Origin of the sequence: Veillonella sp. 3_1_44 (genome assembly GCF_000163715.1) — a bacterium.
GTDB lineage: Bacteria > Bacillota > Negativicutes > Veillonellales > Veillonellaceae > Veillonella > Veillonella parvula_A.
This window is the reverse complement of sequence record NZ_GG770200.1, coordinates 518,686-545,027: the sequence shown is the minus strand read 5'-3', so window position 1 is coordinate 545,027 and position 26,342 is coordinate 518,686. Positions and strand designations below refer to the sequence as shown.

Sequence of the window (26,342 nt, the reverse complement as noted above, 5' to 3'; positions counted from 1 at the left end):
TAAAGACCATCGCCCACATAAGAAAAAGGGAGATGGTACAATCCCCCTTTAAAACGGGTTATTCTTTATTCTTTTGTCTACCTTTACCAGCCCCATCTTCGGCTACACTCACCTCCGCTTCAACGAAGGTTTTCATGTCATTTAGCATATGCATAGATGCATTGATAACAGATAGGCCCATGGTAGAACCTAAGGCTTCATCAATTAGCAGTTTATAGTCTAAATAAGGCTTTACTCCTAAGAAGCGACATTGTTCCTTATGTATGGGCTCATCATGTATAGGCTCATCATAGGCAGCCGACGGGAACACATAGTCCTTAACTAGCGGTTCAATGGTAACCGCCGCTAAAACAGCTGCACCTGTTACTATATTATCAAAGACTACAGCCATGCGATGACTAGCAGCTCCTAATATAAAGGCCGTTAAAAATGCAATATCTAAACCACCCGCTATGTGAAGCAAGTGCAATACCGCATCACGGCGCTCACTTTCACTAATAGCAGACCAATCATCCACAGAAATATTAAATCGATCTACAAAAGAATGAATATGAGCAGCACGTTCATCCACTGTAGGTCCCCATTCATTGTGTACGAGAATATCATTGTAGGCACAGCCTGTAATAGTAGCCGTCGTTACGAGAGAATCTAAGAAAGCTCTCTCCCCTACGTTACCAATCGCCACCACTTGTAGTCCATCTCTATGTAACTTATCTGCATAGGTAAAACCTAGCTCAAGAGCACGCTCTAATTCATCTCGAGAAATAACGGGTTCTACACCAAAGAAATGAGACCCTTTTCGAATCACCTGTTGCTCAATATTTGCTAAATCAGAAGTGTCTTGTTCTAGACCTACATTCACCACATATACAACAGCATTTAATTTAGCTGCAGCCCCTTGTGTAGCTGTTCTTCCCTCATTAAAGCGTTTTATGGCAGCATAACTTTCACTACCATGTTGATCATTTTGCGGTCCATCTACCAAGTGATCAGCTGCCACAACGAGCACACCTTGACGCAAATGATTTGGTTTAGGGTCTCCTAAAATTCCTGCAAAACGCTCCGCTATAGTTTCTAACGTAGCCAGGCTATAGATGGGCTTTGTCAAATTATCAATACGGAATCGACATGTTTCCATTGCTTGTGTATCTAACGGCTCAATTTTGAAAGTTCTCATTTATTACCTCCTGTAATGGCCATATACATATGCACCGCAAGATCTAGCATCCCCATTTGTACCGAACTGCCAGAGGCCTCACCCAAACAAAGCCCTAAGTCTACATACGCTTCTAGGCCTAGATTTTCTAAGGAGGACTTCGCCGCCTTTTCTGCAGACAAATGAGATGCCATCACATAATCCATCGCTTTTGGAGCCAATGTTTTAGCCACCAATGCACAAGCCGATGTATTAAATCCATCGATAATAACTAACCCATGATTTGCTGCAGCGCCTAAGATAACACCAACAATACAAGCAAATTCAAAACCGCCTACAGACGATAAAATACCAAGAGCATCATCCTTACTAATATCCTTATATTTTTCTAGCACATCATGAACGATCCGCTGTTTTAGTTTGAGTCGTTCATCGGAAATATTCGTTCCTCGTCCCGTCACCTCTTCCGCTGTAAGTCCTGCAAACTTAGCGGTCATAAGGGCACTAGCTGTCGTATTTGATATGCCCATTTCACCTACCAAAAATACGTTAAAGCCTTCATCGATTTTTTCTTTTACTAGACGAATCCCTGTTTCGATGCCCTCCACGGCTTGTTCGCGCGTCATAGCAGGCTCTTCTACAAAGTTTTTCGTTCCCATCCCAAGTTTATGACTACGAAGGCCTGGAACCCAACTCATATCCGCATCAATCCCCATGTCGATAACTTCCATTTGGGCCCCACAATAATTAGCTAGGGAGTTAGCACCCGCCCCTTTAGGGATTAGATAATTTTGTGTCATCCCAACAGTTGTTTCCTTGGGATACGCACTGACCCCCATATCAGCTACGCCATGATCCGCAGAAGCAATAATCATACATGGTTTTGGCACGGTTACCTGTTCTTGATTCGTAGCAGCCCCATATTGAGCCACAACATCTACAAGACGACCATATAGTTCCACCGGCGATTCTGCATTCCAGCTATTAAATATATGTTGTTCAATCTTTAAGCTGCGACCTGTAATAGCGCCACAAGTTTCTTGTAACAAACTCATAAAAGCTCCCTTAACATAATATATTTACATACTCATATCGATATATAGTATACACGATTCTAGATATATGTCATGTTTTTTCAGTTACATTTACTCTCTTATAGGATACAAAACTACGCCATTTTAATTATCCTTGATTTGACCAGTTAAATACGGTAACTTTCCTCGAATCTCGCGACTTCGTTCAAGATAGATTTCTAATTCTTGACCGTCATCCTCTTGTAAAAGTATTTCTTTTACGCGTTGAATTTCTGCTTCAACTTGTGTGAGACCTTCAATGACATTACGACGATTTCCATAGATAATTTCGCGCCACATAGATGGTAATCCACCAGCCACACGTGTACAGTCTCTAAAGCCCCCTGCGGACAATTTCATACGCAATTCGCCCAATTCATCGCCTCCCGAAACTTGTGTTAAAATAGAGGCCAATAAGTGAGGCATATGACTAACCATAGCCAGATATGCATCGTGAGCATAAATATCGACAAACTCGATACGAGACCCTAAGGCACGACCCATGTCAGCTAATTCTTGAGCTACTTCTTCACTATATACATCAGATGCCTTATCTTCTAACACGATCCAGCCCATACCTTTGAATAGGTTTTTATGAGATACTTCATACCCACCCTTTTCGGATCCTGCCATAGGATGGACAGATACGAAAACGGTCCCCTTAGGAATCGATTCATAAACGGCTCGTACAAAATTTTCCTTCGCACTAGATACATCGGTTACGACTTGTCCCGGTCTAAATAGATGAGCCGTTTCAGTAAAAAGTCGTGCATTTGTATCAGGTGGCAAGGAGAACACAACGATATCTGAGTTCTTAATCAATGGCTCAACTTCAGTCCACGCAGCTTTTACCACACCATCTTGAATGGCCGCATCACAGACCTCTTGACGACGTGCATAGCCTACTACCTCATAATCTGTATATTCCTTTAAGGCCTTTGCCAAGGATCCACCTAATAGGCCTAAGCCAATAATGCCCACTGTCTTACTCATATAAACCTACTTTCAAGTAAAACTAGCAATGTCTATTCTCCAATATAATGCTAGTTATATTACATTATTATTTAGCTAATTGAAAATCAAAATTAGGGAAAATGAAATTAAGCTTCGATAAGATTCTTGTTTCTCCATTTACCGCTATACCAACGATATATAAACAATAAACCTCGCAAGATTTCATCAGCGGCCATGGCAATCCATATACCAACAAGGCCCCAACCCCAATAAATACCAAATAGATACGATAATGGCACGGCGCATAACCACATGCCAAAGATTCCCACTAGCATAGGCGTACGAATATCACCGGCAGCCTGCAAACAACCAACCATAACGATATTTACTGCACGTCCTAACTCAAGAAAGATCTCAACCAGTAATACATTATGTGCTAACTCTAGGATTTCCGGATCCGAAGTAAACACAGATACAACAAAATCACTAGTCACATAGAAGAATGTAGCAAGACCTACGTTAATAGCAATCGCTAAATACATGGACTTCCATACACGACTAGTAACCTCCTCTTGGCGTTTAGCGCCCATTAGGAAACCTACGATAACTTGTGAAGCGTTGGATAGCGCTATGGTGTATACATAACAAAGCATGGCAATAACAGATACATAAACTTTAGTATTAATAACTGCTAAGCCTAACATGTTGACCATTTTCATGATTGTAGTTTGAGATAATTGATAGCTCAATGTTTCTCCACCAGAAGGAACACTGATATGCAATAAAGACTTAATCGTATGCCACGAAAATGGTTTTAAGAATTTAAAGCTCACCTCTAAGGTTAATAATTTCTTAAAAGTATATCCAATAATCACGAGCCCTACTACTTTAGATAGCCATGTTGAAATAGAAACACCTAATACACCAAGGCTTGGTATTGGACCATGTCCAAAGATTAATACATAGTTTGTTAGAATATGAATGATATTCATTACAAGGGCAATGTACATGGTAACGCGTGTTAATGAGTGACCTCTAAATACGGCTACTAACGCATAATACATCGCTTGTATCGGTAGCCCTGCAGCAACGATAGTAGTATATATCGACGTATCACTCATCGTTTCTGGTGGTATACCTAGCCATGTAAAGATCCATTCATGGCAAGTAATAAAGAATACTGCCGCTATAGATGAAAAGAGAAAATTCATCATTAAGCTGACCGTACATACCTCTGATAGCTTGGACTGGTTTCTCGCTCCTAAATATTGGGCAATCAAAATCGTCGTAGCTGTACTCATGACGATGATGAGCATAATAAAGATATTTAAAATTTGATTGGCATTAGCTACCGCTGCTACCGCTTGAGGCGAGTAGTGACTCATCATCAATTGGTCTATATTACCTACTAGCATCTGTAGGAACACTTCAATAAATATAGGCCAACTCAAAGTCCAGATAGATAGACTAATCCCCTTTTCGTATGCTTTCATAAAAACCTCTGCAATGAATACGATACAATTGCAATGAATATCATACAATGTCCTTATTATATCACGTTATATAACCACATGGGACAAATCGCAGAAAGCAATATACTAAATAGTTTTTCATAAAATAGTACATACAAAAAACGTGCCACCCGAAGGTGACACGTTTCTTTAATCAGCATCCTACCTAATGGGTACGATACTAATATTATTTAAATTGATTGCAAAGACTATCAAATAATGCTTGGTCAGGTTTTACAACATCTTCAGTCAATGGACGAGGATGTGGTCCGCCATTTGCTGCAGCCATTGCTTTTTCAAAGGAAGGTTTAGATGTATTTTGATAGATAAGGCCTGTAACCAAACCATCAGTATCACCCAAAGTTTTAAGCGCTGTTGCACGATCTGTTGGGTCATAACCTTCAGGCAATGCTACTAAATGTTCTTTGAACCAATCATAACTATTGCGTTTATTATATGTAACACATGGGCTAAATACATTGATGAAGGAGAATCCCTCATGATCCATAGCTTGTTGAATCAAATCAACGAGCTCTTTACGATTCACCATATAGCTTTGTGCTACAAATGTAGCACCTGCTGCAATCGCAGTTTCACAAACGGACAATGGAGACTCAAACGCACCATGAGGAGTTGTTTTTGTAACAAAACCGATGTCAGAACGAGGGGATGCTTGACCTTTAGTCAAACCATATACATGGTTATCCATTACTACGTATGTCATGTTTACATTACGTTTAAAAGCATGAATGGTGTGACCCATACCAATAGCAAAGGCATCACCGTCACCGGAAAATGCAATAACTTCTAGGTCTTGGTTAGCAAGCTTAACGCCTTGCGCATAAGGAAGCGCACGGCCATGAGTTGTATGCGCACCATAAGCGTAGAAATAGCCACCGATACGGCTAGAACAACCAATACCGGAAATTACGGCTAATTTTTCTGGTGGAATATTTTTCGCTACTACGGCATCAGTAATCGCCGCTTGAACCCCATAATGGCCACAGCCTGGACACCAGTTAGGACGAATATCATTTCTGTAATCTTTAGCTGTTGTCATATTATAGGACCTCCTTAATCGCATTTTTCACATAACTTTTTGTGAATGGATTACCATCGTATTTCAAGCAGCTAGAAATCTTATGTTTCTTATGCATGTTGATTTTAAATAAGTTAGCCAATTGACCAGTTTTATTGTGTTCTACAATAACTACTTTTTTCGCCGCATCAAAGAACGGTTGTAATTGCTTTGCTGGGAATGGTTTAATTAAGCGCAATTGTAAATGGTTAACTTTAACACCTTCTTGATCGAATTCAGCAACAGCTTCTTCGATAGCACCACGACTAGAAGCCATACCTACAACGAGTACATCCGCTTCATCGTATTTAGCATTGTTCAAGAATGGTTCATAATTGTCAGCTACAGTTTCCAATTTACGGAAACGTTTATCAGTTTGCGCTACGTGCATTGTAGGCGCTTCTGCTGGTTTACCTTCTTCATTATGCTCTAAACCTGTGGAAAGGAATAGACCATTTTTCATACCTGGAATTGTACGAGGAGAAATGCCATCTTCAGTCAATTCAAAGCGTTTGAAATAGTTAGGTTGTACCAATTCAGGAAGCTCAGCTTCTTTCATCATTTTACCTCGATTAATAGGTACGCGGTTCAAATCGAAAGAAGGAACGGATTGTTTATTCAAACCTTGTTGTAAGTCAGGCATAAAGATAACTGGACATTGGTACATTTCTGCCAAGTTGAAAGCTTTTTGAATTTCATAGAAACATTCTTCAATAGATGTTGGAGAAATTACGATACCAGAGTAGTCACCATGTGCATTGTAGCAAGCTGCATCAATATCGGATTGTTCAACTTTTGTAGCCATACCAGTGGATGGGCCAGAACGTTGAACGTCAATAACAACCATTGGCAATTCAGCCATGGAAGCCATAGACAAGGATTCTGCCATCAAGGAAAGGCCTGGACCAGAAGTACATGTAAAGCCACGAACACCTGCGTATACACCACCCATAGCTGTCATACATGCTGCGATTTCGTCTTCTGTTTGAACAACAGTTGAGCCCAACTTATCCATAGTTTTAATCATGTATTCCATAACTTCGGATGCTGGCGTAATAGGATATGATGCCATGAAACGGGAGCCCGCAGCAATAGCACCAAGAGCACATGCTTCGTTACCTAATAAGAACATTTGATCTTTCTTACCAGGCGCTGGCAATGTATCGATCTCAACATCGCCCAATTTTTCCATTACAAGGCTATGACCATCATCGAAAGCAGCCAAGTTTTTATCTATAATCTCTTGGGATTTCTTTGCAAATTTCTCAGTAATAGCATCTTTAAACATCTTAGTATCAAAGCCAAGAAGCGCTACGGACATTCCAAGTGCTACGATATTACGCATCAACAAGGAGCCTTGTTTCATTGCTGTTTCAGAGATAGGCAAAGATAAACAATTAATCTTTGTACCTTCAAATTTAGAAAAGTCTGGATTAACTTTGCTATCACAGATGATATATCCACCATCGCGTACTTCGGAACCGTGCATATCAACGGTTTCTTGATCAAGGGAAAGCAAGAAGTCTACCCCTTCACCAATGGACATAATTTGTTCCAATGCTACGCGCAATGCGAATGTAGTATGACCACCTTTGATGCGAGATGCAAATAAACGTTGGCTATACAAAGAGTAGCCTTCTTTAGCAAGGATTGTGGCCATGATTTCACCGCAACTCTCTATACCTTCACCTTGTTGGCCGCCCATTTTCCAGATAAAATCTTTACGTTTTTGCAAGAGATTCACCCTCCTTAGGATAAAAATTACACTGCTGACAAGAGTCTACCTTACTATTTTAATGTATGTATAGTACGAACCTGTCTTATATCGTCATTGTATCATGTATATTTTAGGTTTACAATGTATCATTTCACATAATAATAGGTATAAATTAAGGTATTATAACTAAAAATTATAAGAGAAAAAGGATACCACTTTTTAAGTAGTATCCTTTTAGTATTTATGCTTATCGTTTTATATTCAGACGGCAAAAAAAGAGTCTATATAAAATTATATAGAATATTTATTCTCGAATCATCTAAAATATTTATTTCGTAACACCTCTTGTTGACGCTCCTCAGTGAAGAATATTTCTTCTAAACATAAGCCTTGAGCGGGTGCAGTTTTTCCTATAACACGGCGGTCCTTAGCTACTAAGTACCCTTTAATGTCCTCCACCTTACGGCGACCAAGTCCGACATCTACGAGTAGTCCCACAATATTACGCACCATATGGTATAAGAACCCATCACCGACCACAGAAATCGTTACGTGAGCCTCCTTTACCTTAACATGGATTCCCAGGATTGTTTTTACAGGATCAGCAGGGGTTGAATTCGTTCCCTTTAAGGTTGTAAAGTCATGCGTACCTAATAGTTCATTACCTGCAGCCTGCATCCGATCAATATCTAAGGGCTTTTTCACATGCCAATGATACCGCTTCGTCAAAGGATCTGCAATGAGCTGATTATGAATCGTATATACATACTCTTTACCGTATATATTCCACCGTGGCTTCCAATCTAGCGGAATTTCTACCGCTTCTAGAACGACTATATCCTTAGGAATATGAGCTATCATGGCGCGAGGAATATTTTCTACTGGTATAGTGCCCGACGTTTGAAATGTACAAACTTGAAATTTAGCATGCACCCCCGCATCAGTACGAGAGGCACCATAAATTTGAATGGGTTCATTACAAATACGTGATAAACCATATTCCAAACAACCTTGTACCGTTAACCCCTTATCATTAGGTTGCTTTTGATAACCTGCTAAATCTGTACCATCATAAGCCACTATGATCCGTATATTTCTCATAGATCTAACCACCACAATGCGACAAGTACAATAGTTACCAAAACAACAGCGCCAACACCAATATAATCGACATAAGTAACTTGTAATTCCTTCATACGCGTACGGTTGACACCACCTCTATAGCAACGCGCTTCCATAGCGATAGCTAATTCATCGGCCCGTCGAAACGCACTAATAAATAATGGCACTAAAAGTGGCACCATGTTTTTCGCTCGTTGAATAATAGAGCCTGTCACAAAGTCTGCACCACGAGCAGATTGTGCTTTCATAATACGATCTGTCTCATCCAATAAGGTAGGGATAAAACGCAACGCAATAGTCATCATCATGGCCAGTTCATGAGCAGGAACACCAATGCGACGGAATGGATTGAGCAAGTGCTCGATGCCATCAGTTAAGCGAATCGGTGATGTGGTATAGGTCAACAAAGAAGAGAACAAGATTAAGAAGATTAATCGTGCCGCCATTTGAAGGCCCATTGCCACCCCATGATCTGTAATATTAATAATTCCCCATTGGAAAATTGGATTACCAGGCGTCGTAAAAATATGAATACCCATGGTAAATACGATGATAATCCAAAGCGGTTTAATAGCAGACCACATCAGGCGTAATGGCAAACGCGATAATAGCATTGCAAAGATGGTAAAACCACCAACAATACCATATGCCAACGGAGAATTCGCCAAGAATATAGCTACAACAAAGATTGTAGTGGCTATAATCTTTGCACGAGGATCCATGCGATGTAAAAAAGAATTCCCTGGGAAGTATTGACCAATAGTAATGTTATTTAACATGGCTACCTCCCTCTAGAATTGCTTGTACCGCATCATCTACGGATAGTACGCGATTAGACACATCAAGGCCTTGTTCACGCAAATATTCCATGGTAACAGACACTGGTGGAACATCTACACCAACAGCTTGTAACTCATCACGATGATTATTAAAGATGTCCATCGGCTCACCATCGAGGACGACACGACCTTTATCGAGTACTACGAGACGGGAAGCCATGCGAGAAATATCTTCCATATTGTGAGATACAAGAATTACAGTTATGCCCTTTTCCTTATGAAGGCGAATGATTTCTTCAAAGATTTCTTCCCGACCAAATGGATCAAGTCCGGCAGACGGTTCATCAAGCACCAGGAAGTCTGGGTTCATAGCCACTACACCAGCAATAGCAACGCGGCGCATTTGACCACCAGATAAATGGAATGGAGAACGTTCTGCATATGTATCGTAATCGAGTCCTACGAACTTCATCGCATCGCGTACACGCTCGTCTACGTCATCAGCACTAAGCCCTAAATTTTTAGGACCAAAGGCGATATCTTGAGCGATGGTTTCTTCGAATAATTGATGCTCTGGGTATTGGAATACCATACCAACCTTATGGCGCATTTTTTTAGCTTCCTCTGTGGAGGCGCTAATATCTACACCATTGACCGTAACGGTACCAGTTGTAGGATGTAATAGACCATTTAGATGCTGTACAAAGGTAGATTTACCGGAACCAGTATGACCGATAACACCTAAAAACTCCCCATTTTCAATGGTAAGAGATACACCACTAAGTGCAGTCTTTTCAAAAGGAGTACCCATGCCGTAAGTATATGTAATATTATCTAATACGATCGCCATTAGTGGGTTCCCTCCCCTCTTGAAGCATCTGTTGAGTGTATAGCGGATAATTGCTTGCCTAACTTTGAGCCTTTGAGCCCTTTTGCTAACTCTTCATTATTAATGATGCTCTTACCAACTTCATACCCTTTAGCATTCAGTTTGAAAGCAATCTCAGAGGCTACTGGTACATCGAGGCCCAGACCTTTTAAGGTATCTACATGGCTAAAGATTTCACGAGGCGTACCATCATGTAATTTCACACCATTTTTCATAACCACAACGCGGTCTGCCGTAACAGCTTCCTCCATGAAGTGTGTAATATATACAATGGTAATACCTTCTTCTTTATTGAGCTTATGAACTGTTTCAAGAACCTCACGACGACCTTTTGGATCGAGCATCGCTGTTGGTTCATCAAGAACGATACAATCAGGCTTCATCGCTAATACACCTGCGATAGCAATACGTTGTTTTTGTCCGCCCGATAATAAATGGGGACCATGTTCTCTATATTCAGTCATATTAACAGCAGCTAACGCTGCATTAACACGTTCTCTAATTTCTGCACTAGGAATACCTAAGTTTTCTGGACCAAAGGCAACGTCCTCCTCTACGACGGCCGCTACGATTTGGTTATCAGGATTTTGGAATACCATTCCTACATGTTGGCGAATATTCCAAATATGCGCTTCATCCCGCGTATCAAAGCCACATACATTGATATGACCTTCACTAGGTTGTAATAACACATTAAAATGCTTGGCAAGCGTACTTTTACCACTGCCATTAGTTCCAATGATACAAACAAATTCACCACGCTTAATGGATAGATTCACATCATCCAAGGCACGTACATCATTGCCGTTTTCATCAGTATAAATATGACTCATATGATTGACCTCAATCATAATGTCTTGTTCATTCATGGATAACCTCATATCTTTCTAGTCAATTTCGTTTCTATGAAAGTAGAACCATTTGCATCATCTATTATACTCATGTGGTGCATAATCCCCATATTTCAATTTATCCTATTTAATAGAACTTGAATTTAATAATCTCTTAGATATTATGCAAAAGGTTGACAATACATATTCATCCTTTACGATAACTGCTAACATATTACGATATTATACTAGTCGATTGTACCATAAAATTGACAATAAAAAAACGGTGCTGCAACATAAGTTACAACACCGTATGAGTTTGATTAAACTAACTCGATAATAGCCAAAGGTGCAGCGTCACCTTTGCGAAGACCAGTTTTGATTACACGAGTGTAACCACCTTGGCGGTCTGCATATTTTGGAGCAATTGTATCAAACAATTTTTTTACTACACTTTCATCCATGAGGTATGCAAGAACTTGGCGACGTGCATGAAGATCACCACGTTTAGCCAAAGTCACCATTTGATCAGCTAAAGAACGAAGTTCTTTCGCTTTAGCTTCAGTCGTTTCAATACGCTCATATTGGAAGAAAGATGTTAACATGCTACGGAACAACGCTTTACGAGCGGAGCTGTCGCGGCCTAATTTTCTGTACATTCGTCTTCCTCCTTATTCGCCTTTTTGTTTAAGTTGAAAACCACCTGGATGATTATTGAGTTTTTCCTCAATTTCATCGATAGATTTTTTACCTAAGTTGCGAACTTTTCCTAAGTCATCAATGGTTTTGTCTAGCAAGTCTGCAATTGTATTAATGCCAGCACGTTTCAAGCAGTTATACGCACGAACAGAGAGTTCCAACTCATCGATGGAAATCTTTGCTGGGCCGTCATCTACAGCTGGTTCTTCATTATCGGAACCTACTGGATCTATAACGATACCGCCTTCACCAGTGTTTACATCTACAACATCTGCAGAATGCGCTAATTTAGTGAAGTTCCCTAAATAACCAATCATAATGGCAGCAGATTTTGCCACTGCATCAGCAGCAGTAATGGAGCCATCAGTCCAAACTTCTAATGTAAGTTTGTCGAAGTCCATTTCATTGCCTACACGAACATCACTCACTTCGTATTTAGCACGAAGAATTGGAGAGAAGATGGAATCGATAGGAATACAACCAATAACATCAGTATCTTTTTTATTCTTCGTTGAAGGAACATAGCCTTTACCTCGTTCGATTACTACGTCCATTACGAAATGAGCTGTCTCATCCATTGTCGCAATCACGAGTTCAGGATTCAATACTTCTACCTCTGGTGGGAATTGTTCAGCTAAATCAGCAGCTGTCAATATTCCATCCTTTTGGAAGTCAAAATGAACTTCCAAAGGTAATTGTGCTTCTTCTTCAACTTTGATGCACAATTGCTTTAAGTTAAGGATGATATCCGTAACGTCTTCGCGAATACCAGGAATAGTAGAGAATTCATGAAGAACTCCATCAATTTTGATAGAGGTGATAGCTGCCCCATCCAAGGATGAAAGCAAAATTCTGCGTAAGCTATTACCGAGAGTGATCCCATAACCACGATCTAATGGTTCACATACGAACTTACCATAACGACCGCCATCGGCGATGTCCACTTTCTCGATTTTAAGTTTCTTTTCTTCGCTCATCAGGAACATCCTCCTATATAACACACGTTCATAGTTAATTATAGCACCGTATCATATCGGTCGCTATAAATTATACACGACGGCGTTTTGGAGGGCGACAACCATTGTGAGGAATTGGAGTTACGTCTTTAATGGAAGTAACTTCAAGACCTGCAGCTTGTAAAGCACGGATTGCAGCTTCACGGCCGGATCCAGGACCTTTTACGAATACTTCAACAGTGCGAAGACCATGTTCCATTGCAGCTTTAGCAGCTTGTTCAGCAGCCATTTGAGCAGCAAATGGAGTGGATTTACGAGAACCACGGAAGCCCAAGCCACCAGCGGAAGCCCAAGACAACGCATTACCGTTTGTATCTGTCAAAGTTACGATAGTGTTATTGAATGTAGAACGAATATGAGCCGCACCGGATTCAATATGTTTCTTTTCTTTTCTTTTAGTTCTAACAACTTTTTTAGCCACGCTTTATCCCTCCTTTATCTTATTTCTTTTTACCAGCAATTGCTTTTCTAGGACCTTTGCGAGTACGTGCATTCGTTTTAGTACGTTGACCACGAAGTGGTAAACCCATACGATGACGTTTGCCTCGATAGGAGTTGATTTCAATTAAGCGTTTAATGTTAAGAGCTTCTTCACGACGAAGGTCACCTTCTACTTTGTAATCAGCATCTAACAATTCACGGATTTTCGCTACTTCATCTTCAGAAAGATCGCGAACGCGTGTGTCAGGATTGATACCAGTTTTAGCAATAATTTCAGATGCTAAAGTCGGACCAATACCATAAATATAAGTTAAACCAATTTCCACTCGTTTATCACGAGGTAAATCTACACCGGCGATACGTGCCATCTAATCATCCACCTCCTATCAGATTATCCTTGTTTTTGTTTATGTTTTGGATTTTCGCAAATAACCATTACACGGCCTTTGCGTTTAATGATTTTACATTTTTCGCATATCTTTTTAACTGATGGTTGAACCTTCATTAGTACCTCCTTTGTGGACCCTATGCTTATTTAAAGCGATAGGTGATGCGACCACGATTTAAGTCATACGGTGTCAGTTCCATAGTAACTTTATCACCAGGAAGAATACGGATAAAATTCATACGCATTTTACCTGACACATGAGCCAATACGATATGACCATTTTCCAATTCAACTTGGAACATGGCATTCGGTAATGCCTCAACGACCGTACCTTCCACCTCAATAACGTCTTCTTTTGACATATCTTTTCCTCCGGTTACCTGTTTATTTAATTAACCGCGGTTCTTCCCGCATAGTTAATATTTCAGGGCCGTTTTCTGTAACAACCACTGTATGTTCGAAATGAGCAGCAGGTTTACCATCTACTGTAACTGCTGTCCAGTCATCCCCTAATACACGAACACGGTGAGTACCTAATGTAATCATCGGTTCAATACACAATACCATACCTGGTTTCATAAGAGGTCCTTGATCAGGACTACCATAGTTTGGTATTTGCGGATCTTCATGCATTTCGCGGCCTAAACCATGACCTACGAAGTCGCGTACGACACCGTAACCATGTTTCTCACAATACGTTTGAACAGCGTGACCGATAGCACCAATACGGTTACCGACTTTCACTTGTTCAATTCCCTTGAACAGACTTTCCTCTGTAACTTTTAACAATTTCATCACATCGGGTTTGACGTGACCGATAGGAATCGTCACAGCCGAATCGCCGTGATATCCATCAATAGATGATACGAGATCAATACTGAGGACATCGCCGTTTTTAAGCTTACGCTTAGCGCTCGGAATACCATGAACGACTTCTTCGTTAATAGAAGCACAGATTGTAGCGGGGAATCCATAGTACCCTTTACAACTTGGTATACCACCGTGGCTGCGAATATATTCTTCGGCAATTGTATCTAACTCAAGCGTCGTGATGCCAGGTTTAGCCTTTTTTACTAACAAGGACAACGTGTCTGCTGTAAGCTTACTTGCCTTGCGGATACATTCAATCTCATGGGGCGATTTTAAAATAATCATAGATTATTTCTCCAACGCCTTAATGATGTCAGCAAATACTGCGTCTACATCTTGTAAACCATTAATTTCTTGATATAATCCGCTATTGCGATAGTAATCAATTAATGGTTTAGTAGATTCTTCGTACACAGCTAGACGTTTCTGTACTGTTTCAGGGTTATCATCAGCACGATTTTCTAGAACAGCTCGTTCGCTAATACGTTTAACCAATTCCTCGGAAGGAACGTTTAAGTTAAGTACAGCGTCCAAAGAAATTCCTAATTCTTTAAGGATTGCATCCAAGGATACAGCTTGCGCTGTAGTTCTTGGAAATCCATCAAGAATAAATCCAGATTTGCAGTCATCTTTCACCAAGCGATCACGTACGATACCAACAGTTACACTGTCTGGTACCAATTGACCAGCATCGATGTATTTCTTAGCCTCAACTCCAAGAGGTGTTTCGTTCTTAATCGCAGCGCGGAACATATCACCTGTTGAAATTTGGGGAATACCGTATTTTTCAATAAGTCGAGCTGCCTGAGTGCCTTTACCTGCACCAGGAGGTCCCATTAATAAAATATACATATCGTTTCCCTCCTATTTCACAAAGCCTTTATAGTGGCGTGTTACCATGAGCGACTCAATTTGTTGCATTGTATCAAGTGCTACACCTACAACGATAAGAAGAGCCGTACCACCAAAGTATACGCCTTGGACGCCGGTTATACTACCGAGGAAATTCGGTATAATAGCAACGACAGCTAAGAATACAGCGCCAGCCAAAGTGATCTTGGTCATCACGTTATCCACATAATCAGCAGTTGGTTTACCCGCACGAATACCTGGGATAAAACCACCGTATTTTTTCATATTATCTGCCATATCTGTAATGTTGATAGAGATTGCAGTATAGAAATACGTAAAGATAAAGATCAATATCGCATACAATGCCGTTTGTAACGGCGTCCCCCATGTAAATAAATCAGCAGCTTTATGAACAAATTCATTGTCAATAAATTGTGCAATTGTTACAGGGAACATCAACACAGATGACGCAAAGATAATTGGGATTACACCTGCCTGATTGACTTTCAACGGCAAGAATGTAGAGTGACCACCGTACATTTTACGCCCTACTACGCGTTTTGCGTATTGGATAGGAATGCGACGTTGGCCTTGTGTAACTGCCACTACGACAGCGATCATCGCAAGTGCAATTACAGCAAATAAGAATGCTTGGAACATGTTAATGGTTCCGTTTTGGATATATTGATAAATAGTTTCGAGACCATCTGGCAATCGAGCTACGATACCAGCAAAGATGATCAAGGAAATACCATTACCTATACCATATGCTGTGATTTGCTCACCAATCCACATCAACAAACATGTGCCTGCTGTGAGGATGATGGCCACAACGAATACGCTAAGGAAATCATTATTTACCAAAGCGTTGTTTGCTCTAAGAGCAAATGCCATACCAGCGGCTTGTACAAAGCCAAGGACTACGGTGCCATAACGAGTTACCTTCGCTATTTTCTTACGCCCGTCTTCACCATCTTTACTCCATGCTTCAAACTGAGGAACTACAGACTGAAGCAGTTGCATGATGATGGAAGCATTAATGTAAGGGGTAATACTCATCGCAAAGATAGAGAACTTACTTAGCGCACCACCAGCAAACAAGTCTAATAGACCAAATAGGTTACCGGATGTAAACAAGGATTCGATAACAGATGCATCTACACCTGGTACTGGGATGTGAATGCCGGCTCTAAACACAGCAAACATCATCAATGTGTACAAAATCTTGTTACGTAACTCAGTAATCTTAAAGATGTTCGAGAGGCTATCTAGCACCCTAGATCACCTCAACTTTTCCGCCTGCTGCTGTGATTTTTTCTTCAGCAGCTTTAGTGAAGCCATTAGCGATAACAGTCAAGTTTTTAGTTTCCAATGTGCCGTTACCTAAAATACGAATACCATCGCGTACATTTTTCAAAATGCCAGCTTCAATAAGAGCTACTGGATCAACTGTTGCACCATCTTCAAAGCGATTTAATTGTGCTACGTTAACTTCAGCATATTGTTTAGCAAAAACGCTGTTGTTGAAACCGCGTTTTGGTAAACGACGATAAAGAGGCATTTGGCCGCCTTCAAAACCGGAGCGAACGCCACCGCCAGAACGGGAGTTTTGACCTTTTTGACCACGACCAGATGTTTTACCCAAGCCAGAACCTAAACCACGGCCTACACGAGTACGAGTTTTTTTAGAACCAGCTGCTGGTTGTAATTCATGAAGTTTCATTCAGTGCACCTCCTTATCAGTATTAAACTTCTTCAACTTTTACTAAATGTCTAACTTTATGAAGCATACCTTCGATTTGAGGTGTTACTTCTTTTACGACTTGAGAATTAGTTTTTTTCAAGCCCAAAGCTTTAACTGTCGCGCGTTGATCTTCAGGACGACCGATTAAGCTTCTTGTTAATGTTACTTTAACTTGTGCCATTTCTTGTCTCCTTATTACGCGTTATAGATTTCTTCAACGGTTTTACCACGAAGCTCAGCAACTTCGCTAGCGCGTTTCAAATCTTTCAAACCTTCGATTGTAGCGCGAACCATATTGTTAGGGTTAGAAGAGCCCAAAGATTTAGTCAAGATGTTACGAACACCTACTAATTCCAATACGGCACGAACAGGGCCACCAGCGATAACGCCAGTACCTTCAGCAGCTGGTTTCAAGAATACGCGGCCTGCACCGAATACGCCTGTTACGCTGTGAGGGATTGTACCATTTTTAATAGCTACGTTTACAATATTTTTCTTAGCATCATCGATACCTTTGCGAATTGCTTCTGGTACTTCCGCTGCTTTACCTAAGCCAACGCCTACATAACCGTTGCCATCACCAACAACTACAAGAGCGCTGAAGGAAAAACGACGACCGCCTTTAACTACTTTGGCTACGCGGTTGATGAATACTACTCTTTCTTTAAGATCAAGACTGGTGTAATCAATTCTCGCCATGTCTATAGTTCCTCCTTCTTAGAATTTTAAGCCTGCTTCACGAGCACCTTCTGCAAGGGCTGCTACGCGGCCGTGGTAAATGTAACCACCACGGTCAAACACTACAGTGTCAATGCCTTTAGCGATAGCTTTTTTAGCAACTGCTTCACCAACAGCTTTAGCAGCAGCTACGTTACCACCATAGGATAAGTTCAAATCTTTATCTAAAGAGCTAGCAGCAACCAAAGTTGTACCTGCTACGTCATCGATTACTTGTGCGTAAATGTTGCTCAAAGAACGGTAAACGTTCAAACGTGGGCAAGTTGCCGTACCAGAGATGTGACGGCGAATACGAAGATGACGTTTTGCTCGAGCGATATTTCTACTAGATTTACGAGGCAAGATATTCACTCCTTTCATTCATATAGATGATATTACTATTTACCTTTTGCACCAGCTTTACCAGCTTTGCGACGAACAACTTCGCCTTCATAGCGGATACCTTTACCTTTGTAAGGTTCAGGTTTTCTCCATTTACGGATATCAGCTGCTACTGCACCTACAACTTCTTTGTCTGCACCAGACACAACGATTTTGTTAGGAGCTGGAACGTCGATTGTAATACCAGCTGGAGCTTCCATTTCTACTGGATGAGAGAAGCCAAGTGTAAGAGCTAATTTATTGCCTTGTTTAGCCGCTCTGTAACCAACACCGTTGATTTCAAGAGTTTTTGTAAATCCTTCAGATACGCCTGTTACCATATTAGCAACAAGAGCGCGAGTCAAACCGTGAAGGGAACGATGATTTTTATCGTCGGAAGGACGAGTTACTGTGATTGTGTTACCTTCTACAGTGATATTCATATCTGGATGCAAATCGCGAGATAATTCACCTTTAGGGCCTTTTACGTTCATATGATGGTTATCATATGTAACAGTAACGCCTGCAGGGATCTCGATAGGCATTCTACCGATACGTGACATTATTTCTACCTCCTATTGCTACTATTACCAAACGTATGCGATTACTTCGCCACCAAGACCTTCTTTACGAGCTTGTTTGTCGCTCATAACGCCTTTGGACGTAGAAATAACTGCGATACCCAAACCACCAAGTACACGAGGAAGTTCTTCCTTTTTCGCGTAAACACGTAAACCTGGTTTGGAAATACGTTTAATTCCTGTAATAACTTTCTCGTTATTGGAACCATATTTCAAAGTTACTTTTAAAGTGTTTTCTTCTTTTTCAACGTTCTTTACAAAGCCTTCTTGTAAAAGGATGTCAAGAACGGCTGCTTTCATTCTAGATGCAGGAATGTTTACCGTTTCATGAAGTGCAGCGTTTGCATTACGGATGCGCGTAAGCATATCCGCGATAGGATCGGTCATTACCATAATCTAAAAACCTCCTCTCGTCTAATATTACCAGCTGGCTTTTTTAACACCAGGAATTTGTCCTTTGTACGCCAATTCACGGAACGCAATACGGCTGATACCGAATTTACGCATATAGCCGTGAGGACGACCAGTTAAGTTGCAACGGTTGTGCAAGCGTGTTGGGGATGCATTTGCTGGTAATTTGGATAAGCCTTCATAATCACCTGCTGCTTTTAACGCTTCACGTTTAGCTGCATATTTTTCAACGATTTTAGCGCGTTTCTTTTCGCGTTCAATCATAGATTTTTTAGCCATCTATATGTTCCTCCTATTATTTTTCAAAAGGCATACCGAATTGAGTCAACAATTCACGAGCTTCTTCATCTGTCTTAGCACTTGTTACGATAATGATATCCATACCAGTAACACGTTCTACCTGATCATATTCGATTTCAGGGAAGATGAGCTGTTCTTTAAGACCCAAAGCGTAGTTACCACGGCCATCGAATGCAGTAGCGCTGATACCGCGGAAGTCACGTACACGAGGTAATGCCGCATTGATCAATCTATCAAGGAATTCATACATGCGTTCGCCACGAAGAGTAACTTTTGTACCCAACGCCATGCCTTCACGAACTTTGAAGTTCGCAATGGATTTTTTAGCTTTTGTGATAACAGGTTTTTGACCAGCAATAATAGTCAAGTCATTAACTGCTGCTTCCAATGCTTTTGCATTGCCTACTGCATCACCTACGCCGATGTTGATAACGATTTTTTCCAATTTAGGAATTTCCATTACATTGCCGTATTGGAATTTTTCTTGCATACTCTTTTTGATTTCAGAGTTGTATTGTTCAAACAAACGAGACATTTATGTAGCTCCTCCTTTCCTGATTATTTAAGTACTGTACCGGATTTAACAGTAGCGCGAACGAATTTACCGTCCTTGCCTTCTACCTTTTTGATACGAGTAGCTGTTTTAGTTTCTGGGTCGACAACCATTACGTTAGAAACATGAATGCCAGCTTCTTTAGTAACGATGCCGCCTTGTGGGTTAGCTTGGGAAGGTTTTGTGTGACGTTTTACAGTGTTAACGCCTTCAACAAATACGCGTTCTTTTTTAGGTTCAGTTGCGATAACTGTACCTTGCTTACCTTTATCTTTACCGGAGATAACAACAACTGTATCGCCTTTTTTGATTTGTAGCTTAGCCATATGCTGCGTTCCTCCTTCTTATAATACTTCTGGAGCCAAAGAAACGATTTTCATGAAGTCTTTTTCACGAAGTTCTCTAGCTACAGGTCCAAAGATACGAGTACCACGAGGGGTCTTGTCATCTTTAATAACTACTGCTGCGTTTTCATCGAAACGAATATAGGAACCGTCTTGACGGCGGATACCTTTTTTAGAACGAACAATAACAGCTTTAACTACGTCGCCTTTCTTGACAACGCCACCGGGTGATGCATCTTTTACAGAAGCAACGATTACGTCACCGATATTGCCGAATTTGCGATAAGAACCGCCCATGACTTGGATGCACATAATACGTTTAGCACCAGTGTTGTCGGCAACATTCAAAATTGTTTGTTGCTGGATCATCGTCTATTCCTCCTTACATCACTCTTATTTTTGTCTTTCAAGAATTTCAACAACTCTCCAACATTTATCTTTAGAAAGTGGACGAGTTTCTACAATTTTAACTGTATCGCCAATTTGACACTCATTATTTTCATCATGAGCTTTGAAGCGTTTTGTGCTAACCATTGGCTTGTTATATAATGCGTGAGGTACTTTACGTTCAACAGCAACAACAACAGTTTTGTCCATTTTGTCGCTAACAACTTTACCTACGCGGACTTTACGTACGTTTCTTTCTTCTGCCACGATTTTAAGCCTCCTTTTCAAACTTTAACAAATCTGTTATTATGCGTTTTCAGATTTAAGTTCAACTTCACGTTGTACAGTTTTAATACGAGCGATTGTCTTCTTAACTTCACGAATGCGCATAGGATTTTCTAATTGACCTGTTGCAAGCTGAAAACGGAGGTTAAATAACTCTTCCTTAAGACCGGAAACTTTTTGTTCCATTTCGGCAGCGCTCATATTGCGAATGTCATTAACCTTCATTTACGTCACCACCCAATTCTTTACCCTTAACAACAAATTTGCATTTGATTGGAAGTTTATGGCTTGCAAGACGCATAGCTTCACGAGCTGTAGCTTCTGGCACACCGTCCATTTCAAACATTACACGACCTGGTTTAACCACTGCTACCCAGTATTCAGGAGAACCTTTACCGGAACCCATACGAGTACCAGCTGGTTTAGCTGTGATTGGTTTGTCAGGGAAAATTTTAATCCATACTTTACCACCACGTTTGATATAACGAGTCATAGCAATACGGGCAGCTTCGATTTGACGGTTAGTGATCCAAGATGGTTCGCATGCTACCAAGCCGAACTCACCATGAGACACTGTATTACCGCGCATAGCACGACCTTTCATACGGCCGCGGAATTGCTTACGATGTTTTACGCGCTTTGGAATAAGCATTACTTGCCACCTTCTTCCTTCTTAGCAGGTGCTTGTTTTGCTTCTGGCAAAACTTCACCTTTGTAAATCCATACTTTAATGCCGATACAACCATATGTTGTATGAGCTTCAGCAGTACCGTAGTCGATGTCTGCACGAAGTGTATGCAAAGGAATAGAACCTTCACGATAGGATTCGCTACGAGCGATTTCAGCACCGCCAAGACGACCGCTTACCATGATTTTAATACCTTTTGCACCTAAGCGCATTGTACGACCTACAGCTTGTTTCATTGCACGGCGGAAGCCGATACGACGTTCCAATTGGCCCGCAATGTTTTCAGCAACTAATGTTGCATCCATGTCTGCTTGTTTAATTTCTGCAATGTTAACGTCCACTTGTTTATCAGTGAAACGAGTCATTGCTTTTTTGATATCTTCGATACCAGCACCACCACGACCGATAACCATACCTGGTTTCGCAGTGTGGATAGTCAATTTAATACGTTTATTTGTACGCTCGATTTCAATGCGGGAAATACCAGCAATGAAAAGGGTTTCTTTCAAGAAGTTACGAATTTTTACGTCTTCATGAAGATTAGCAGCGAAATCTTTATCTGCATACCATTTTGCGTCCCAATCTTTTACGATACCGACACGCAAACCGTGTGGATTAACTTTTTGACCCACTCTGTTTCCCTCCTTCTTAAGCTCTTTCTTTAACTACTACTGTTACGTGGCTAGTACGTTTCAAAATTTTGAAAGCTTGACCACGGGAACGAGGATGAATGCGTTTTAATGTAGGGCCTTGATCAACGAAGATCTCGGATACGTAAAGATTGTCAACATTCATATCGAAATTATGTTCAGCGTTTGCGATTGCAGAACGCATAACTTTTTCTACTACATCAGCGCCAACTTTCGGAGTGAACTTCAAGATGGCAAATGCTTCGCCGATGTTTTTACCGCGCACTAAATCTGCAACGATACGGATTTTACGAGGCGCGATTCGGATATGTCTAGCGATTGCTTTTGCTTCCATGTATTATTTCCTCCTATTTTTTGCCTGTAGATTTTTCGTCCTTACCATGACCTCTATAAGTACGTGTAGGAGCGAACTCACCTAATTTATGACCTACCATATCTTCTGTAATGAATACAGGTACATGTTTGCGACCATCATGCACAGCAATTGTGTGGCCTACAAAACTTGGGATAATAGTAGAGGCACGGGACCAGGTTTTTACAACTTTCTTTTCGTTAGTTTCGTTTAAAGCTTCAACTTTCTTAAGCAAATGATCTGCTACGAAAGGGCCTTTTTTAATAGATCTGGACACTATTTTATCTCCTTTCCTTTATCCTATTTTGTACGACGTTTAATGATTAAGCTGTTAGAAGCTTTTTTCTTGTCGCGAGTTTTAACACCATGTGCTGGTTTGCCCCAAGGTGTAACAGGATGTTTACGACCAACAGGAGATTTACCTTCACCACCACCATGTGGATGGTCACAAGGGTTCATTACAACACCACGGTTGCCAGGGCGAACACCCATCCAACGATGACGACCAGCTTTACCGATTACAAGGTTACTGTGGTCAGCGTTACCAACAACACCAATTGTTGCACGGCACTCTTGACGAACACGACGCATTTCACCAGATGGTAAACGAAGAATAGCGTAGCCATTATCTTTACCCATCAATTGAGCAGATGTACCAGCGGAACGAACGATTTGACCACCTTTACCGATTTTCAATTCGATATTGTGGATTTGTGTACCGTCTGGAATATTAGCCAATGGTAAGCAGTTACCAGGTTTAATATCGGACTCAGGACCGGAGAATACAACGTCACCAACTTTTAGACCGTTAGGAGCTAAAATGTAGCGTTTTTCACCATCAGCGTAGTTAAGCAAAGCGATGCGAGAAGAACGGTTAGGATCATACTCGATTGTTGCTACTTTAGCTGGAATATTATCTTTAGTACGTTTGAAGTCAATAATACGGTATTGACGTTTGTGACCGCCACCTTGGTGACGAACTGTCATTTTACCAGTATTGTTACGACCACCTTTTTGAGAAATCTTAGCGAGCAAGGATTTTTCTGGTTTGCTTGCTGTGATTTCGTCGAAGGCGGATACTGTCATAAACCGGCGACCAGCGGAGTACGGTTTAAATGATTTAATTGCCATTAGTGGGCCTCCTTACAACTAGACTCTTAGACACCTTCAAAGAATTCAATGGATTCGCCAGCTTTTAAGGTTACGATAGCTTTTTTGTAATCGCTACGTTTACCTTGTGTACGACCCATGCGTTTAGTCTTACCTAAAACACGAATAGTAGCTACTTTTTCTACTTTTACATTGAAGATTTTTTCAACTGCTTGACGGATTTGCACTTTATTTGCAGTCAAAGGCACACGGAAAGTGTATTTGCCTTCTTCCATAAGCATAGTGGATTTTTCGGTAATAACCGGGCGGATTAGTACATCATGTAATTGCATTATCCGAGCACCTCCTCGATTTTTGCGACAGCGCCTTTAGTAATGAAGAGCTTATCGTAATGAAGAAGATCGAAAATGTTCATACCTTCGCAAGCCAAAGCTTTAACACCTTGGATGTTACGAGCGGAACGTTCAACATTTACATCACCTTCAGTGATGAACAATACTTTTGCATCACCAACGTTGAAGCTGTTAATAATGTTCAACACTTCTTTTGTTTTAGGAGCTGCTAATGTGATTTCTTCCAAAACGTATAATTCGCTATTATTCACTTTATCGCTAAGAGCAGATTTAACTGCTAAACGTCTAGCCTTACGAGGCATAGCTTTGTAATAGCTGCGAGGTTGTGGGCCAAATGTAGTACCGCCACCGATCCAGATTGGGGAGCGGCTGGAGCCTGCACGAGCACGGCCAGTACCTTTTTGTTTCCAAGGTTTGCGGCCACCGCCACGAACCATACCTCTAGTTTTTGTTGCATGTGTGCCGAGACGTTCGTTAGACAATTGACGAACTACGGCTTGATGCATTACGGCTTCGTTAACTTCAACGCCGAATACTGCATCGTTTAACTGTATTTCACCGACTTTAACGCCGGATTGATTATATGTTGCTACTGTAGGCATTACATAATCCTCCTTTCGACAAATGATTATTTAACAGGTTTAACCGTGTTGCGAACCATAACCAAGCTACCTTTAGCGCCTGGGATACCACCTTTAACCAATAAAAGGTTACGTTCAGCATCAACTTTCACAACGGATAAGCGTTGTACGGTAACTCTGTAACCACCCATTTGTCCAGGGAGTTTTTTACCTTTGTATACCTTACCGCCGCCACCGGAGATCATAGGACCGATGGAACCAGGTTCACGGTGAGATTTGGAGCCATGAGTTTCAGGACCACGGGAGAAGTTATGGCGTTTAATTGTGCCAGCAAAACCCTTACCTTTACCTGTACCCACTACGTCCACCAATTCACCTTCTGCGAAGATATCAGCTGCCAGAGTTTGGCCTACTGTGTAGTCAGCTGCATTAGCTACGCGAACTTCGCGAAGATATTTCACTGGAGCTACGCCAGCTTTGTCGAACTGACCTTTTACAGGTTTTGTTAAATGTTTTTCTTTAATGGAACCGTAACCAATTTGTACTGCTTCGTAGCCGTCTGTTTCTACAGTCTTTACGCGCACTACAACGCTTGGGGTAGTTTCCACTACTGTTACAGGAACTAATTGGCCTTCAGCTGTGAAGACTTGTGTCATTCCTAATTTTTTACCCAAAATAGCTTTAGACATTATCGCACCTCCTTATAGTTTTATTTCAATAGATACACCAGCTGGTAAATCTAAACGAGTGATAGCATCTACTGTTTTCGAATTTGGTTCAAGAATATCGATTAAGCGTTTATGTGTACGCATTTCGAATTGTTCACGAGAATCTTTGTTTACGTGTACAGAACGAAGAATTGTGAAGATATTCTTTTCTGTTGGCAATGGAATCGGACCAGATACCATAGCGCCATTTCTTTTTGCAGTGTCTACGATCTTAGCAGCGCTTTGATCGAGAGCTTTGTGGTCGTATGCCTTAAGGCGAATACGGATTTTTTGCTGTTTAGCCATTATTAATAATTCCTCCTGTCGTCCATTTCGTGAATGGGCTGCTCCATAGAAATTCTCCTCCGCAGAGGCAACCTTCTACTTCATAGTTTAAAAACACAACACGAGAGCGGCATTATCTGCCGCTCTGAGTGCTGCATGTATTGTGCTCAACGCATTCTACGATGAGCATAAAAGGTTAAATTAACCTTCGATTTCTGTTACTACGCCAGCGCCTACTGTATGGCCACCTTCGCGGATCGCAAAGCGAAGACCTTCTTCGATAGCGATTGGAGTAATCAATTCGATTTCCATTGTTACGTTATCGCCAGGCATACACATTTCTACACCTTCAGGAAGGTTTACAACACCTGTTACGTCTGTTGTACGGAAGTAGAATTGTGGACGGTAGTTGGAGAAGAATGGAGTATGACGGCCACCTTCTTCTTTAGTCAATACGTATACTTCTGCTTTGAATTTTGTGTGTGGGTTGATGGAACCTGGTTTAGCCAATACTTGACCACGTTCGATGTCTTTACGA

At 41.0% G+C, this 26,342-nt stretch carries 40 protein-coding genes and 1 pseudogene; all 41 read right to left on the bottom strand.

The window, feature by feature from the left end:
- Window positions 1-58 precede the first annotated feature (58 nt).
- Window positions 59-1,177 carry a nicotinate-nucleotide--dimethylbenzimidazole phosphoribosyltransferase gene (locus HMPREF0873_RS06160; protein WP_008714960.1) on the bottom strand — a complete coding sequence of 373 codons (1,119 nt, stop codon included), beginning with the start codon at window positions 1,175-1,177 and terminating at the stop codon, window positions 59-61.
- Window positions 1,174-2,211 (bottom strand): nicotinate-nucleotide--dimethylbenzimidazole phosphoribosyltransferase, encoded by a 1,038-nt coding sequence (gene cobT, locus HMPREF0873_RS06155; RefSeq protein ID WP_008714959.1) that lies wholly within the window; start codon window positions 2,209-2,211, stop codon window positions 1,174-1,176. Before cobT ends, HMPREF0873_RS06160 begins: the two co-directional genes overlap by 4 nt.
- Before the next feature lie 123 nt (window positions 2,212-2,334).
- A complete protein-coding gene (locus HMPREF0873_RS06150; protein ID WP_008714958.1) occupies window positions 2,335-3,222 on the bottom strand; it encodes a prephenate dehydrogenase/arogenate dehydrogenase family protein in 888 nt (295 codons plus the stop codon).
- 107 nt (window positions 3,223-3,329) lie between these two features.
- Complete coding sequence (locus HMPREF0873_RS06145) at window positions 3,330-4,676, bottom strand: MATE family efflux transporter (protein WP_008714952.1); 1,347 nt, start codon at window positions 4,674-4,676, stop codon at window positions 3,330-3,332.
- 205 nt (window positions 4,677-4,881) lie between these two features.
- Entirely contained in the window at window positions 4,882-5,754 is an 873-nt protein-coding gene (locus HMPREF0873_RS06140) for a 2-oxoacid:ferredoxin oxidoreductase subunit beta (protein ID WP_008602530.1), read from the bottom strand.
- A gap of 1 nt (window position 5,755) precedes the next feature.
- Window positions 5,756-7,507, bottom strand: coding sequence for a 2-oxoacid:acceptor oxidoreductase subunit alpha (locus tag HMPREF0873_RS06135; RefSeq protein ID WP_004698101.1), 1,752 nt, complete (start codon window positions 7,505-7,507; stop codon window positions 5,756-5,758).
- Window positions 7,508-7,804: 297 nt separating this feature from the next.
- Window positions 7,805-8,590: a tRNA pseudouridine(38-40) synthase TruA gene (gene truA / locus HMPREF0873_RS06130; protein ID WP_038125701.1), complete on the bottom strand. Its 786-nt coding sequence runs from the start codon at window positions 8,588-8,590 to the stop codon at window positions 7,805-7,807.
- Window positions 8,587-9,390, bottom strand: a complete 804-nt coding sequence (locus tag HMPREF0873_RS06125) for an energy-coupling factor transporter transmembrane protein EcfT (protein WP_008602525.1) — start codon at window positions 9,388-9,390, stop codon at window positions 8,587-8,589. The genes truA and HMPREF0873_RS06125 overlap by 4 nt, the downstream gene beginning before the upstream one ends.
- Window positions 9,380-10,240: an energy-coupling factor transporter ATPase gene (locus HMPREF0873_RS06120; RefSeq protein WP_038125700.1), complete on the bottom strand. Its 861-nt coding sequence runs from the start codon at window positions 10,238-10,240 to the stop codon at window positions 9,380-9,382. Before HMPREF0873_RS06120 ends, HMPREF0873_RS06125 begins: the two co-directional genes overlap by 11 nt.
- The gene (locus HMPREF0873_RS06115) at window positions 10,240-11,148 is read right to left on the bottom strand and encodes an energy-coupling factor transporter ATPase (RefSeq protein WP_038125699.1); all 909 of its coding nucleotides are present in this window, start codon (window positions 11,146-11,148) and stop codon (window positions 10,240-10,242) included. Before HMPREF0873_RS06115 ends, HMPREF0873_RS06120 begins: the two co-directional genes overlap by 1 nt.
- Window positions 11,149-11,432: 284 nt before the next feature.
- Entirely contained in the window at window positions 11,433-11,768 is a 336-nt protein-coding gene (gene rplQ / locus HMPREF0873_RS06110) for a 50S ribosomal protein L17 (protein WP_004695155.1), read from the bottom strand.
- A 12-nt stretch (window positions 11,769-11,780) separates the two neighbouring features.
- On the bottom strand, window positions 11,781-12,785 hold the full coding sequence (locus tag HMPREF0873_RS06105; RefSeq protein WP_008714948.1) for a DNA-directed RNA polymerase subunit alpha: 1,005 nt from the start codon (window positions 12,783-12,785) through the stop codon (window positions 11,781-11,783).
- Between the two features lie 70 nt (window positions 12,786-12,855).
- Entirely contained in the window at window positions 12,856-13,245 is a 390-nt protein-coding gene (rpsK, locus tag HMPREF0873_RS06100) for a 30S ribosomal protein S11 (protein WP_004695151.1), read from the bottom strand.
- 19 nt (window positions 13,246-13,264) lie between these two features.
- On the bottom strand, window positions 13,265-13,633 hold the full coding sequence (rpsM, locus tag HMPREF0873_RS06095) for a 30S ribosomal protein S13 (protein ID WP_004695149.1): 369 nt from the start codon (window positions 13,631-13,633) through the stop codon (window positions 13,265-13,267).
- Window positions 13,634-13,656: 23 nt separating this feature from the next.
- Window positions 13,657-13,770, bottom strand: a complete 114-nt coding sequence (gene rpmJ / locus HMPREF0873_RS06090) for a 50S ribosomal protein L36 (protein WP_004695148.1) — start codon at window positions 13,768-13,770, stop codon at window positions 13,657-13,659.
- Window positions 13,771-13,796: 26 nt separating this feature from the next.
- Window positions 13,797-14,015 (bottom strand): translation initiation factor IF-1, encoded by a 219-nt coding sequence (gene infA, locus HMPREF0873_RS06085; RefSeq protein WP_004695147.1) that lies wholly within the window; start codon window positions 14,013-14,015, stop codon window positions 13,797-13,799.
- Between the two features lie 22 nt (window positions 14,016-14,037).
- Entirely contained in the window at window positions 14,038-14,808 is a 771-nt protein-coding gene (gene map, locus HMPREF0873_RS06080) for a type I methionyl aminopeptidase (RefSeq protein ID WP_004695146.1), read from the bottom strand.
- 3 nt (window positions 14,809-14,811) lie between these two features.
- The gene (locus HMPREF0873_RS06075) at window positions 14,812-15,375 is read right to left on the bottom strand and encodes an adenylate kinase (RefSeq protein ID WP_004695145.1); all 564 of its coding nucleotides are present in this window, start codon (window positions 15,373-15,375) and stop codon (window positions 14,812-14,814) included.
- A gap of 12 nt (window positions 15,376-15,387) precedes the next feature.
- Window positions 15,388-16,650, bottom strand: coding sequence for a preprotein translocase subunit SecY (secY, locus tag HMPREF0873_RS06070; RefSeq protein ID WP_004695143.1), 1,263 nt, complete (start codon window positions 16,648-16,650; stop codon window positions 15,388-15,390).
- Window position 16,651: 1 nt separating this feature from the next.
- On the bottom strand, window positions 16,652-17,098 hold the full coding sequence (gene rplO / locus HMPREF0873_RS06065; protein ID WP_004695141.1) for a 50S ribosomal protein L15: 447 nt from the start codon (window positions 17,096-17,098) through the stop codon (window positions 16,652-16,654).
- Window positions 17,099-17,120: 22 nt separating this feature from the next.
- Window positions 17,121-17,300: a 50S ribosomal protein L30 gene (rpmD, locus tag HMPREF0873_RS06060; RefSeq protein WP_004695138.1), complete on the bottom strand. Its 180-nt coding sequence runs from the start codon at window positions 17,298-17,300 to the stop codon at window positions 17,121-17,123.
- A gap of 14 nt (window positions 17,301-17,314) precedes the next feature.
- The gene (gene rpsE, locus HMPREF0873_RS06055) at window positions 17,315-17,818 is read right to left on the bottom strand and encodes a 30S ribosomal protein S5 (protein WP_004695136.1); all 504 of its coding nucleotides are present in this window, start codon (window positions 17,816-17,818) and stop codon (window positions 17,315-17,317) included.
- Window positions 17,819-17,836: 18 nt separating this feature from the next.
- Complete coding sequence (gene rplR / locus HMPREF0873_RS06050) at window positions 17,837-18,217, bottom strand: 50S ribosomal protein L18 (protein WP_005385510.1); 381 nt, start codon at window positions 18,215-18,217, stop codon at window positions 17,837-17,839.
- Between the two features lie 17 nt (window positions 18,218-18,234).
- Window positions 18,235-18,780 carry a 50S ribosomal protein L6 gene (gene rplF / locus HMPREF0873_RS06045; protein WP_004695131.1) on the bottom strand — a complete coding sequence of 182 codons (546 nt, stop codon included), beginning with the start codon at window positions 18,778-18,780 and terminating at the stop codon, window positions 18,235-18,237.
- 24 nt (window positions 18,781-18,804) lie between these two features.
- Window positions 18,805-19,191 carry a 30S ribosomal protein S8 gene (rpsH, locus tag HMPREF0873_RS06040; protein ID WP_004695128.1) on the bottom strand — a complete coding sequence of 129 codons (387 nt, stop codon included), beginning with the start codon at window positions 19,189-19,191 and terminating at the stop codon, window positions 18,805-18,807.
- Between the two features lie 27 nt (window positions 19,192-19,218).
- Complete coding sequence (gene rpsN / locus HMPREF0873_RS06035; protein ID WP_004695122.1) at window positions 19,219-19,488, bottom strand: 30S ribosomal protein S14; 270 nt, start codon at window positions 19,486-19,488, stop codon at window positions 19,219-19,221.
- A gap of 16 nt (window positions 19,489-19,504) precedes the next feature.
- Entirely contained in the window at window positions 19,505-20,044 is a 540-nt protein-coding gene (gene rplE, locus HMPREF0873_RS06030) for a 50S ribosomal protein L5 (protein WP_004695119.1), read from the bottom strand.
- 23 nt (window positions 20,045-20,067) lie between these two features.
- A complete protein-coding gene (gene rplX / locus HMPREF0873_RS06025) occupies window positions 20,068-20,388 on the bottom strand; it encodes a 50S ribosomal protein L24 (RefSeq protein WP_004695118.1) in 321 nt (106 codons plus the stop codon).
- Between the two features lie 18 nt (window positions 20,389-20,406).
- Window positions 20,407-20,775 (bottom strand): 50S ribosomal protein L14, encoded by a 369-nt coding sequence (rplN, locus tag HMPREF0873_RS06020; RefSeq protein ID WP_004695117.1) that lies wholly within the window; start codon window positions 20,773-20,775, stop codon window positions 20,407-20,409.
- 24 nt (window positions 20,776-20,799) lie between these two features.
- Window positions 20,800-21,060: a 30S ribosomal protein S17 gene (gene rpsQ / locus HMPREF0873_RS06015; RefSeq protein ID WP_004695116.1), complete on the bottom strand. Its 261-nt coding sequence runs from the start codon at window positions 21,058-21,060 to the stop codon at window positions 20,800-20,802.
- A gap of 39 nt (window positions 21,061-21,099) precedes the next feature.
- Entirely contained in the window at window positions 21,100-21,303 is a 204-nt protein-coding gene (gene rpmC / locus HMPREF0873_RS06010; RefSeq protein WP_004695115.1) for a 50S ribosomal protein L29, read from the bottom strand.
- On the bottom strand, window positions 21,293-21,730 hold the full coding sequence (gene rplP / locus HMPREF0873_RS06005) for a 50S ribosomal protein L16 (RefSeq protein ID WP_004695114.1): 438 nt from the start codon (window positions 21,728-21,730) through the stop codon (window positions 21,293-21,295). The genes rpmC and rplP overlap by 11 nt, the downstream gene beginning before the upstream one ends.
- Window positions 21,730-22,398 carry a 30S ribosomal protein S3 gene (rpsC, locus tag HMPREF0873_RS06000; RefSeq protein WP_004695113.1) on the bottom strand — a complete coding sequence of 223 codons (669 nt, stop codon included), beginning with the start codon at window positions 22,396-22,398 and terminating at the stop codon, window positions 21,730-21,732. The genes rplP and rpsC overlap by 1 nt, the downstream gene beginning before the upstream one ends.
- Window positions 22,399-22,414: 16 nt before the next feature.
- Complete coding sequence (gene rplV / locus HMPREF0873_RS05995) at window positions 22,415-22,750, bottom strand: 50S ribosomal protein L22 (RefSeq protein ID WP_004695112.1); 336 nt, start codon at window positions 22,748-22,750, stop codon at window positions 22,415-22,417.
- Window positions 22,751-22,763: 13 nt separating this feature from the next.
- Entirely contained in the window at window positions 22,764-23,045 is a 282-nt protein-coding gene (gene rpsS, locus HMPREF0873_RS05990; protein ID WP_004695110.1) for a 30S ribosomal protein S19, read from the bottom strand.
- Window positions 23,046-23,068: 23 nt separating this feature from the next.
- Window positions 23,069-23,899, bottom strand: coding sequence for a 50S ribosomal protein L2 (gene rplB, locus HMPREF0873_RS05985; protein WP_004695109.1), 831 nt, complete (start codon window positions 23,897-23,899; stop codon window positions 23,069-23,071).
- 26 nt (window positions 23,900-23,925) lie between these two features.
- Complete coding sequence (rplW, locus tag HMPREF0873_RS05980; protein WP_004695108.1) at window positions 23,926-24,210, bottom strand: 50S ribosomal protein L23; 285 nt, start codon at window positions 24,208-24,210, stop codon at window positions 23,926-23,928.
- Complete coding sequence (gene rplD / locus HMPREF0873_RS05975; protein ID WP_004695105.1) at window positions 24,210-24,833, bottom strand: 50S ribosomal protein L4; 624 nt, start codon at window positions 24,831-24,833, stop codon at window positions 24,210-24,212. Before rplD ends, rplW begins: the two co-directional genes overlap by 1 nt.
- Before the next feature lie 26 nt (window positions 24,834-24,859).
- Entirely contained in the window at window positions 24,860-25,501 is a 642-nt protein-coding gene (rplC, locus tag HMPREF0873_RS05970) for a 50S ribosomal protein L3 (RefSeq protein WP_004695102.1), read from the bottom strand.
- Window positions 25,502-25,513: 12 nt separating this feature from the next.
- The gene (gene rpsJ, locus HMPREF0873_RS05965; RefSeq protein WP_004695100.1) at window positions 25,514-25,825 is read right to left on the bottom strand and encodes a 30S ribosomal protein S10; all 312 of its coding nucleotides are present in this window, start codon (window positions 25,823-25,825) and stop codon (window positions 25,514-25,516) included.
- Between the two features lie 180 nt (window positions 25,826-26,005).
- Window positions 26,006-26,342, bottom strand: a pseudogene (gene tuf / locus HMPREF0873_RS05960) (elongation factor Tu); the annotation flags it as partial.

Bases quoted from the DNA above. Each gene is read 5' to 3' on its own strand.
- HMPREF0873_RS06160 (WP_008714960.1), bottom strand. From the start codon at position 1,177: ATGAGAACTTTCAAAATTGAGCCGTTAGATACACAAGCAATGGAAACA.
- cobT (WP_008714959.1), bottom strand. From the start codon at position 2,211: ATGAGTTTGTTACAAGAAACTTGTGGCGCTATTACAGGTCGCAGCTTA.
- HMPREF0873_RS06150 (WP_008714958.1), bottom strand. From the start codon at position 3,222: ATGAGTAAGACAGTGGGCATTATTGGCTTAGGCCTATTAGGTGGATCC.
- HMPREF0873_RS06145 (WP_008714952.1), bottom strand. From the start codon at position 4,676: ATGAAAGCATACGAAAAGGGGATTAGTCTATCTATCTGGACTTTGAGT.
- HMPREF0873_RS06140 (WP_008602530.1), bottom strand. From the start codon at position 5,754: ATGACAACAGCTAAAGATTACAGAAATGATATTCGTCCTAACTGGTGT.
- truA (WP_038125701.1), bottom strand. From the start codon at position 8,590: ATGAGAAATATACGGATCATAGTGGCTTATGATGGTACAGATTTAGCA.
- HMPREF0873_RS06125 (WP_008602525.1), bottom strand. From the start codon at position 9,390: ATGTTAAATAACATTACTATTGGTCAATACTTCCCAGGGAATTCTTTT.
- HMPREF0873_RS06120 (WP_038125700.1), bottom strand. From the start codon at position 10,240: ATGGCGATCGTATTAGATAATATTACATATACTTACGGCATGGGTACT.
- HMPREF0873_RS06115 (WP_038125699.1), bottom strand. From the start codon at position 11,148: ATGAATGAACAAGACATTATGATTGAGGTCAATCATATGAGTCATATT.
- rplQ (WP_004695155.1), bottom strand. From the start codon at position 11,768: ATGTACAGAAAATTAGGCCGCGACAGCTCCGCTCGTAAAGCGTTGTTC.
- HMPREF0873_RS06105 (WP_008714948.1), bottom strand. From the start codon at position 12,785: ATGAGCGAAGAAAAGAAACTTAAAATCGAGAAAGTGGACATCGCCGAT.
- rpsM (WP_004695149.1), bottom strand. From the start codon at position 13,633: ATGGCACGTATCGCCGGTGTAGATTTACCTCGTGATAAACGAGTGGAA.
- rpmJ (WP_004695148.1), bottom strand. From the start codon at position 13,770: ATGAAGGTTCAACCATCAGTTAAAAAGATATGCGAAAAATGTAAAATC.
- infA (WP_004695147.1), bottom strand. From the start codon at position 14,015: ATGTCAAAAGAAGACGTTATTGAGGTGGAAGGTACGGTCGTTGAGGCA.
- map (WP_004695146.1), bottom strand. From the start codon at position 14,808: ATGATTATTTTAAAATCGCCCCATGAGATTGAATGTATCCGCAAGGCA.
- HMPREF0873_RS06075 (WP_004695145.1), bottom strand. From the start codon at position 15,375: ATGTATATTTTATTAATGGGACCTCCTGGTGCAGGTAAAGGCACTCAG.
- rplO (WP_004695141.1), bottom strand. From the start codon at position 17,098: ATGAAACTTCATGAATTACAACCAGCAGCTGGTTCTAAAAAAACTCGT.
- rpmD (WP_004695138.1), bottom strand. From the start codon at position 17,300: ATGGCACAAGTTAAAGTAACATTAACAAGAAGCTTAATCGGTCGTCCT.
- rpsE (WP_004695136.1), bottom strand. From the start codon at position 17,818: ATGGCGAGAATTGATTACACCAGTCTTGATCTTAAAGAAAGAGTAGTA.
- rplR (WP_005385510.1), bottom strand. From the start codon at position 18,217: ATGAAAGGAGTGAATATCTTGCCTCGTAAATCTAGTAGAAATATCGCT.
- rplF (WP_004695131.1), bottom strand. From the start codon at position 18,780: ATGTCACGTATCGGTAGAATGCCTATCGAGATCCCTGCAGGCGTTACT.
- rpsH (WP_004695128.1), bottom strand. From the start codon at position 19,191: ATGGTAATGACCGATCCTATCGCGGATATGCTTACGCGCATCCGTAAT.
- rpsN (WP_004695122.1), bottom strand. From the start codon at position 19,488: ATGGCTAAAAAATCTATGATTGAACGCGAAAAGAAACGCGCTAAAATC.
- rplE (WP_004695119.1), bottom strand. From the start codon at position 20,044: ATGTCTCGTTTGTTTGAACAATACAACTCTGAAATCAAAAAGAGTATG.
- rplX (WP_004695118.1), bottom strand. From the start codon at position 20,388: ATGGCTAAGCTACAAATCAAAAAAGGCGATACAGTTGTTGTTATCTCC.
- rplN (WP_004695117.1), bottom strand. From the start codon at position 20,775: ATGATCCAGCAACAAACAATTTTGAATGTTGCCGACAACACTGGTGCT.
- rpmC (WP_004695115.1), bottom strand. From the start codon at position 21,303: ATGAAGGTTAATGACATTCGCAATATGAGCGCTGCCGAAATGGAACAA.
- rplP (WP_004695114.1), bottom strand. From the start codon at position 21,730: ATGCTTATTCCAAAGCGCGTAAAACATCGTAAGCAATTCCGCGGCCGT.
- rplV (WP_004695112.1), bottom strand. From the start codon at position 22,750: ATGGAAGCAAAAGCAATCGCTAGACATATCCGAATCGCGCCTCGTAAA.
- rplB (WP_004695109.1), bottom strand. From the start codon at position 23,899: ATGGCAATTAAATCATTTAAACCGTACTCCGCTGGTCGCCGGTTTATG.
- rplW (WP_004695108.1), bottom strand. From the start codon at position 24,210: ATGCAATTACATGATGTACTAATCCGCCCGGTTATTACCGAAAAATCC.
- rplD (WP_004695105.1), bottom strand. From the start codon at position 24,833: ATGCCTACAGTAGCAACATATAATCAATCCGGCGTTAAAGTCGGTGAA.
- rplC (WP_004695102.1), bottom strand. From the start codon at position 25,501: ATGTCTAAAGCTATTTTGGGTAAAAAATTAGGAATGACACAAGTCTTC.
- rpsJ (WP_004695100.1), bottom strand. From the start codon at position 25,825: ATGGCTAAACAGCAAAAAATCCGTATTCGCCTTAAGGCATACGACCAC.